This window comes from Kitasatospora sp. NPDC093558, from assembly GCF_040683475.1.
Classification (GTDB): domain Bacteria; phylum Actinomycetota; class Actinomycetes; order Streptomycetales; family Streptomycetaceae; genus Kitasatospora.
The window spans coordinates 1-7,802 of record NZ_JBFBDY010000307.1 but is presented as its reverse complement, the minus strand read 5'-3'; the positions used below and the strand labels follow the sequence as shown (position 1 = coordinate 7,802).

Genomic DNA, 7,802 nt, shown 5'->3' with positions numbered 1-7,802 from the left:
GAGGCTCGCCGCGTGGTCTTCGTGACGCTCCAGACCTTCCCCGACCCGGCCGAAGCCTGAACCGCCCCCTGCCGGCGGTGCCGGCCGGACGCCCGGAACGTGAAAGAGCCGTGGCGGCCCGGCCTCCGCGTCGTGCGGAAACGGGTGCGCCACGGCTTCTCTCGAAGGCCGTCCGAGGACGCCGCGTGGGACTACTTGGCGGTGGTCTTGCGCGCGGTGGTCTTGCGGGTGGCGGTCTTCTTCGCCGGAGCCGTCTTCTTGGCCGTGGCGGTCGCCTTCTTGGCGGTCGCGGTGGTCTTCTTGGCGGCGGCCGTGGTGGTCGTCTTCTTGGCGGCGGCGGCCGTCTTCTTGGTGGCGGTCGCGGTGGTCTTCTTCGCGGCGGCCGTGGTGGTCTTCTTGGTGGCGGTCGCCTTCTTCGCCGCGGTGGTCGCCGTCTTCTTGGCGGCGGCCGTGGTGGCGGTCTTCTTGGCGGCGGCCTTCTTGGCGGCCGGCGCGGCGGCAGCGGCGGCGGCGCGCTTGGTGGCGGCACGCTTCGCGGCCGGGGTGGCGGCCACGCCGCTCTTGCCCGGGGTGAGGGAGCCCTTGGGGGCCTTCTTCACCGAGGGGCCTTCCTTCGGCAGCTTCTTGCTGCCGCTGACCAGGTCCTTGAAGCCCTGGCCCGGACGGAAGCGGGGCACCGAGGTCTTCTTGACCTTGACCTTCTCGCCGGTCTGCGGGTTGCGGGCGAAGCGCGCGGAGCGCTCCACCTTCTCGAAGGTGCCGAAACCGGTGACCGAAACCCGGTCACCGGCCACAACGGCACGGACCATGGTGTCGAGCACTGCGTCGACGGCCTCTGCGGCAGCCTTGCGACCGCCCAGCTGCTCGGCCACCGCTTCGACAAGCTGAGCCTTGTTCACGTCTTCCCCTTCGGAAACGGGCGCCGGATGATTCCATCCGTTCTTTTCGCACGTTAGGTATGTATCTGCGGACTTTCAATTACCAAACGCGCGAATCACCCTAGTGTCGCAATGGATTTGCGCGTCGGCGACCTCAGCCGAGCGGCGGGCGCCCCTCGTCGAGGTCATGCACAAACCGACTCAACCGCCTTGCCGCCTCCGGAAGATCGCGCTTGGCGGTCTCGGTGACGATCAGGAGTTGACGGGTGAGAGCGGTCTTTGCATCCGTAGACACGTTCAGCGCATGCACACGGTCGTGAGCTTGCTTCAACCGCTCGGCCACAAGCGCGTAGAGCGCTGCGACTTCCGGGTCGTCCGGCCCCTCAGCAGGTGCGGAGGCGACGTCCGGCCGCTCGTCAATTCGGCGTTCGGATCCCCGGCCCGTGGACTCCGAAGGCGCGGGTTCGCCGCCCGCGTACGGAGGTTCATGGTGCCGGTGCATGCACTGATTGTGCCATCTACCCGCAGTTGTGCATGCGCGGGGCCCTCTCGGGCAAAGCCAAATGGGCAATCGGGGGCGGGCCGACGGCCCTAACTCGTGCTCCGGAACGACGGATGGCCCGCCCCCCCGAGGAGGGGGCGGGCCATCCGGCGGATCGTCAGAATGCTTGTTCTGAAGGGATCTCAGGCGACCGGCTGGGTACGGGGCTTGAAGGAGGGGCGGGTCTCCTCGAACGCGGCGATGTCGGCCTCGTTCTGCAGCGTGATGCTGATGTCGTCCAGCCCGTTCAGCAGCCTCCAGCGGACGTTGTCGTCCAGTTCGAACGACGCGGTGACGCCCTCGGCGCGGACCTCGCGGGCCTCCAGGTCGACCGTGATCTCGGCCGCGGGGTCACTCTCGGTGAGCACCCAGAGGCGCTCCACGGTCTCCTGCGGCAGGACGACGGTCAGCAGGCCGTTTTTAAGGGAATTCCCACGGAAGATGTCGGCGAAGCGCGACGAGATGACGGCGTGGAAGCCGTAGTTCTGCAGCGCCCAGACGGCGTGCTCGCGCGAGGAGCCGGTGCCGAACTCGGGACCGGCCACCAGGACGGTGGCGCCCTGGCGCTCCGGGCGGTTGAGGACGAACGACTCGTCCTTGCGCCAGGCCTCGAACAGTCCGCCCTCGAAGCCGGAGCGGGTCACCTTCTTGAGCCAGTGCGCGGGGATGATCTGGTCGGTGTCGACGTTGCTGCGGCGCAGCGGGACGGCCCGGCCGGTGTGGGTGGTGAACTTCTCCATGGCTCAGGCCTCCACGGCGATGTCGGCGGTCAGGTCGGACGGGGCGGCCAGCCGGCCCAGGACGGCGGTCGCGGCGGCGACCTGCGGGGAGACCAGGTGGGTGCGGCCGCCCTTGCCCTGCCGGCCCTCGAAGTTGCGGTTCGAGGTGGAGGCGCAGCGCTCGCCGGGGGCGAGCTGGTCGGGGTTCATGCCCAGGCACATCGAGCAGCCCGCGTGCCGCCACTCGGCGCCGGCCGCGGTGAACACCTTGTCCAGGCCCTCCTCGACGGCCTGCAGGGCGACGCGCACCGAGCCGGGCACGACCAGCATCCGTACGCCGTCGGCGATCCGGCGGCCCTCCAGGACGGCGGCGGCGGCGCGCAGGTCCTCGATGCGGCCGTTGGTGCAGGAGCCGACGAAGACGGCGTCGACCTTGACCTCGCGCAGCGGGGTGCCGGCCTCCAGGCCCATGTACTTGAGGGCGTTCTCGGCGGCGGTGCGCTCCTGCGGGTCCGCGAAGTCCTCGGGGTGCGGGACGGCGGAGCCCAGCGGCGCGCCCTGGCCGGGGTTGGTGCCCCAGGTGACGAACGGGGTCAGCTCGTTCGCGTCGATGAAGATCTCGTGGTCGAACACCGCGTCCTCGTCGGTGCCCAGGGTCTTCCAGTACGCGACGGCGGCGTCCCAGTCCTCGCCCGCGGGGGCGTGCGGGCGGCCCTCGAGGTACGCGAACGTGGTCTCGTCCGGGGCGATCATGCCGGCCCGGGCGCCCGCCTCGATCGACATGTTGCAGATGGTCATCCGGGCCTCCATGGACAGGCTCCGGATCGCCGAACCGCGGTACTCCAGGACGTAGCCCTGGCCGCCGCCGGTGCCGATCTTCGCGATGACGGCGAGGATCAGGTCCTTGGCGGTGACGCCCTCGGGCAGTTCGCCCTCGACGGTGATCGCCATGGTGCGGAACGGCGCGAGCGGCAGCGTCTGGGTGGCCAGCACGTGCTCGACCTGGCTGGTGCCGATGCCGAACGCCAGCGCGCCGAAGGCGCCGTGGGTGGAGGTGTGGGAGTCGCCGCAGACCACGGTCATGCCGGGCTGGGTCAGGCCGAGCTGCGGGCCGACGACGTGGACGACACCCTGCTCGACGTCGCCCAGCGAGTGGATCCGGACGCCGAACTCGGCGGCGTTGCGGCGCAGCGTCTCCAGCTGGACCTTGGAGACCGGGTCGGCGATCGGCTTGTCGATGTCCAGGGTCGGGGTGTTGTGGTCCTCGGTGGCGATCGTCAGATCGGTGCGGCGGACCGGGCGGCCGGCCAGCCGCAGGCCGTCGAAGGCCTGCGGGCTGGTGACCTCGTGCAGCAGGTGCAGGTCGATGAAGAGCAGGTCGGGCTCACCCTCCGCGCGCCGCACGACGTGGTCGTCCCAGACCTTCTCTGCGAGTGTCCGTCCCATCGGGTTCCCTCCAGCCGGCCGCGTTGCCGGCCTACTCGTGTCGTCGAGGTCAAAGCTGTCGCCGCCCATGGTGCGGAGCGCTTCGCGCGACCGGCACGCCGGATCGGTGTCCACGATGCGGACACTCTGTCGAGGCCCCATCCTGGATGTCTCCCGGGCTGCTGCTATCCAGAGTGGCGCTTTTCCCGCGAGATTGAACTTGCGTCTCGCGGAATGAGACTGCAGTCTTAGGGCATGGACAACACTAGCGGCGTCGGCGTTCTCGACAAGGCCGCTCTGGTGCTCAGCGCACTGGAGTCGGGCCCCGCCACGTTGGCGGGGCTGGTCGCCGCCACCGGTCTGGCGCGCCCCACGGCCCACAGACTCGCCGTCGCACTCGAACACCACCGTCTGGTCACCAGGGACATGCAGGGGCGTTTCATCCTCGGCCCCCGTCTCTCCGAACTCTCCGCCGCGGCGGGCGAGGACCGGCTGCTCGCCACCGCGGGCCCGGTCCTGACCCACCTGCGCGACGTCACCGGCGAGAGCGCACAGCTCTACCGCCGGCAGGGCGAAATGCGGATCTGCGTAGCCGCCGCCGAGCGGCTCTCCGGTCTGCGGGACACCGTCCCGGTCGGCAGCACCCTGCCGATGAAGGCCGGCTCGGCCGCCCAGGTCCTGCTGGCCTGGGAGGAGCCCGAGCGGCTCCACCGCGGCCTCCAGGGCGCCCGCTTCACCGCCACCGCGCTGAGCGGCGTCCGGCGCCGCGGCTGGGCCCAGTCGATCGGCGAGCGGGAGCCGGGCGTCGCGTCCGTCTCCGCGCCCGTCCGCGGCCCCTCCAACCGCGTCGTGGCCGCCGTGTCGGTCTCGGGCCCCATCGAGCGCCTGACCCGCCACCCGGGCCGGCTGCACGCCCAGGCCATCATCGAAGCCGCGAACCGGCTCACCGAGGCCCTGCGGCGCAGCTGAAAACCTCAGGAAAGGCCCGAGGGCTCCGATCGAAAACGATCGGAGCCCTCGGGGCTTTTCCGGGCCGGTGCCGCGTGGTTCTGCTTGATGCTGCGCAGCGCTGCGCAGCGCTGCGCGGAAAACGAAAAAGACCCCGGGAAACCGGGGCCTTCCTTTTCTGGCTGGGGTACCAGGACTCGAACCTAGACTAAATGAACCAGAATCACTCGTGCTGCCAATTACACCATACCCCAACACAAAGCAAGCGCCGGTGGGCGAGCCCACCGGCTTCCTGCCTTGGTACCCCCGACCGGATTCGAACCGGCGCTACTGCCGTGAGAGGGCAGCGTGCTAGGCCGCTACACAACGGGGGCTTCCTGGCGATCCCTTGCGGGATCAGTACCCCCGACCGGATTCGAACCGGCGCTACTGCCGTGAGAGGGCAGCGTGCTAGGCCGCTACACAACGGGGGCTTTCCAGGTGATCCCTTGCGGGATCAGTACCCCCGACCGGATTCGAACCGGCGCTACTGCCGTGAGAGGGCAGCGTGCTAGGCCGCTACACAACGGGGGCTTGATCTTCATTTGTACTGCGGTACTACTGTTACTGCGGTACTGCGCTGGGGTACCAGGACTCGAACCTAGACTAAATGAACCAGAATCACTCGTGCTGCCAATTACACCATACCCCACCAGAGTTGAACCCTCGCGAGCTCTTCTCAGGCGTTGCGCCTCTCGGTCGGCTCCGGCGGGGGGCTTTCGCTCCCTCGTCCGTTCCCTCCCGGGCGGCGCAGAAAGAACATTACCCGACGTCTGCCCTGGCTCCAAAATCGATAACCCCAGGCAGCGTCCGGGGGGCCGGTGGATGACGTCCGGGTACGCCGCGGGCCCGGCACGGAGCCGGGCCCGCGGGCTGCTCGACGACCGGTTCAGGCGGCCGGCAGGGCGTCCAGGGCGGAGCGCAGGCGACGCAGCGTCTCGGGGCGGCCGAGCAGCTCCATCGACTCGAACAGCGGCGGCGAGACCCGGCGGCCGGTGACGGCCACCCGCAGCGGCGTGAAGGCGAACTTGGGCTTGATGCCCAGTCCGTCCACCAGCGCCTCGCGCAGCGCGGCCTGGATCGGCTCCGGGGTGAAGTCCGCGAGCTCCTCCAGCGCCTTGATGCTGGCCTCCAGCACCGGACGGGCGTCCGCGGTCAGCGCCTTGGCGGCGTCGTCCGGGTCGACCGCGAAGTCGTCCGGGGCGACGAACAGGAAGCCGGCCATGTTGACGATCTCGCTCAGCACGACCATCCGCTCCTGGGTGAGCGGCGCCACCTTGGCGAGCAGGTCCAGCTGCTCGGCGGTGGGCTCGGCCGGCAGCAGGCCGGGGGCCTGGAGGTAGGGCACCAGGCGGCGGACGAAGTCCTCCGGGGCCAGCTTGCGGACGTGCTCGGCGTTGATCGCCTCGCACTTCTTCAGGTCGAAGCGGGCCGGGTTGGAGTTGACCTTCGCGATGTCGAAGGCGGCGATCAGCTCGTCCATGCCGAAGATGTCGCGGTCGTCGGCCAGCGACCAGCCCAGCAGGGACAGGTAGTTGAGCAGGCCCTCGCGGATGAAGCCGCGCTCGCGGTACAGGTTGAGCGAGGCCTGCGGGTCGCGCTTGGACAGCTTCTTGTTGCCCTCGCCCATCACGTACGGCAGGTGGCCGAAGCGCGGGGTGGCACCGGTGCCGACGCCGATCTCGGCGAGCGCCTCGTACAGCGCGATCTGGCGCGGGGTGGAGGACAGCAGGTCCTCGCCGCGCAGCACGTGGGTGATGCCCATGAGGGCGTCGTCCACCGGGTTCACCAGGGTGTACAGCGGGGCGCCGTTGGCCCGGACGATGCCGTAGTCCGGCACGTTCTCCGGCTCGAAGCTGAGCGTGCCGCGCACCAGGTCGTCGAACGCGATGGTCTTGTCGGGCATCCGGAAGCGCAGGATCGGCTCGCGCTTCTCCAGCTTGTAGACGGCGACCTGGTCGTCCGTCAGGTTCCGGCAGTGGCCGTCGTAGCCGGAGGGCTTGCCGGCCGCACGGGCGGCCTCGCGGCGGGCGTCCAGCTCCTCGGTGCTGCAGTAGCAGTGGTAGGCGTGGCCGGCCTCGTGCAGGCGGCGGGCGACGTCCGCGTAGATGTCCATCCGCTGCGACTGGCGGTACGGCGCGTGCGGGCCGCCGACCTCCGGGCCCTCGTCCCAGTCGAAGCCGAGCCAGCGCATCGCGTCCAGCAGCTGCTCGTACGACTCCTCGGAGTCGCGGGCCGCGTCGGTGTCCTCGATCCGGAAGACCAGCGTGCCGCCGTTGTGGCGGGCGTAGGCCCAGTTGAAGAGGGCGGTGCGGACCAGGCCCACGTGGGGGTTGCCGGTCGGGGAGGGACAGAAGCGAACCCGGACGGCCGGGTCAGTGTTAGCCACGCTTGATCACCTTGTTGGCGAGAGTGCCGATGCCTTCGACGGAGACGGCGACCTCGTCGCCGACGTTGATGGGGCCCACCCCAGCGGGTGTGCCGGTGAGGATGACGTCGCCGGGCAGCAGCGTCATGGCCTCGGAGACGTGGACAATCAGCTCGGCGACCGAGCGGACCATCTGGGAGGTGCGGCCGGTCTGGCGGAGCTCGCCGTTGACCGTGCAGGTGATCGCGAGGTCGGCCGGGTCGAGGTCGGTCTCGATCCAGGGGCCCAGCGGGCAAGCGGTGTCGAAGCCCTTGGCCCGGGCCCACTGGCCCTCGCGCTGCTGGACGTCGCGGGCGGTCACGTCGTTGGCGCAGGTGTAGCCGAGGATCACCTCGGGCACCCGGTCCAGCGGGACCTCGCGGCACATCCGGCCGATCACCACGGCGAGTTCGGCCTCGTGGTGGACGTCCGAGGAGAACGGCGGGTAGGCGATGCTCTCGGTCGGGCCGATCACCGACGTGGACGGCTTGAAGAAGGTCAGCGGGACGTCCGGGACGTCGCCGCCCATCTCCGCCGCGTGGGCCGCGTAGTTGCGGCCGACCGCCACGATCTTGTTGGGGAGCATCGGGCTCAGCAGCCGGACGTCCTGGAAGCGGTAGCTCTCGCCGGTGGGTTGCGGCTGGCCGAACGGGTGGCCGGCCAGGGCGTGGACGACCAGCGACTCCGGCTGGGCCGGGTCCCCCTCCACGACGCCGAAGGAGACGCTGCCGGCGGCAGGGCTCCCTTCCCGGACGGAAAACCTCGCAATGCGCACGGCTGGGCTACCCCTCGCTTCGTCGGCCGCCCGGGGCGCCCCCGGGCGCTGGTGGGCGCCCCGCCCGGCC

General features: G+C 70.2%; 7 protein-coding genes and 5 tRNA genes. 1 reads left to right on the top strand and 11 read right to left on the bottom strand.

From position 1 onward, the window contains the following. Positions 1-191 precede the first annotated feature (191 nt). The 4 genes from AB0O00_RS24555 to leuC form a co-directional block, all read right to left on the bottom strand. Positions 192-899: an HU family DNA-binding protein gene (locus tag AB0O00_RS24555; RefSeq protein WP_363655141.1), complete on the bottom strand. Its 708-nt coding sequence runs from the start codon at positions 897-899 to the stop codon at positions 192-194. Positions 900-1,032: 133 nt separating this feature from the next. Then, entirely contained in the window at positions 1,033-1,221 is a 189-nt protein-coding gene (locus AB0O00_RS24550) for a hypothetical protein (protein ID WP_329929747.1), read from the bottom strand. A gap of 341 nt (positions 1,222-1,562) precedes the next feature. After that, entirely contained in the window at positions 1,563-2,159 is a 597-nt protein-coding gene (leuD, locus tag AB0O00_RS24545; RefSeq protein ID WP_363655139.1) for a 3-isopropylmalate dehydratase small subunit, read from the bottom strand. A gap of 3 nt (positions 2,160-2,162) precedes the next feature. Beyond that, complete coding sequence (leuC, locus tag AB0O00_RS24540) at positions 2,163-3,584, bottom strand: 3-isopropylmalate dehydratase large subunit (RefSeq protein ID WP_363655137.1); 1,422 nt, start codon at positions 3,582-3,584, stop codon at positions 2,163-2,165. Positions 3,585-3,818: 234 nt separating this feature from the next. Here leuC and AB0O00_RS24535 point away from each other — a divergent pair, with 234 nt between their 5' ends. Further along, positions 3,819-4,532 (top strand): IclR family transcriptional regulator, encoded by a 714-nt coding sequence (locus AB0O00_RS24535; protein WP_030246527.1) that lies wholly within the window; start codon positions 3,819-3,821, stop codon positions 4,530-4,532. A 158-nt stretch (positions 4,533-4,690) separates the two neighbouring features. Here the strand turns inward: AB0O00_RS24535 and AB0O00_RS24530 are convergent. The 7 genes from AB0O00_RS24530 to AB0O00_RS24500 all read right to left on the bottom strand — a co-directional run bounded on the left by AB0O00_RS24530 (position 4,691) and on the right by AB0O00_RS24500 (position 7,732). After that, positions 4,691-4,765 (bottom strand) — tRNA-Gln (locus AB0O00_RS24530). Between the two features lie 44 nt (positions 4,766-4,809). Beyond that, positions 4,810-4,885, bottom strand: a tRNA-Glu gene (locus tag AB0O00_RS24525). Between the two features lie 26 nt (positions 4,886-4,911). After that, positions 4,912-4,984, bottom strand: a tRNA-Glu gene (locus tag AB0O00_RS24520). A 27-nt stretch (positions 4,985-5,011) separates the two neighbouring features. Continuing rightward, positions 5,012-5,084: transfer RNA gene (locus AB0O00_RS24515), tRNA-Glu, on the bottom strand. A 46-nt stretch (positions 5,085-5,130) separates the two neighbouring features. Continuing rightward, positions 5,131-5,202: transfer RNA gene (locus tag AB0O00_RS24510), tRNA-Gln, on the bottom strand. A gap of 237 nt (positions 5,203-5,439) precedes the next feature. Further along, a complete protein-coding gene (gene gltX / locus AB0O00_RS24505) occupies positions 5,440-6,939 on the bottom strand; it encodes a glutamate--tRNA ligase (RefSeq protein WP_363655135.1) in 1,500 nt (499 codons plus the stop codon). Further along, entirely contained in the window at positions 6,932-7,732 is an 801-nt protein-coding gene (locus AB0O00_RS24500) for a fumarylacetoacetate hydrolase family protein (protein ID WP_363655133.1), read from the bottom strand. Before AB0O00_RS24500 ends, gltX begins: the two co-directional genes overlap by 8 nt. Positions 7,733-7,802 lie beyond the last annotated feature (70 nt).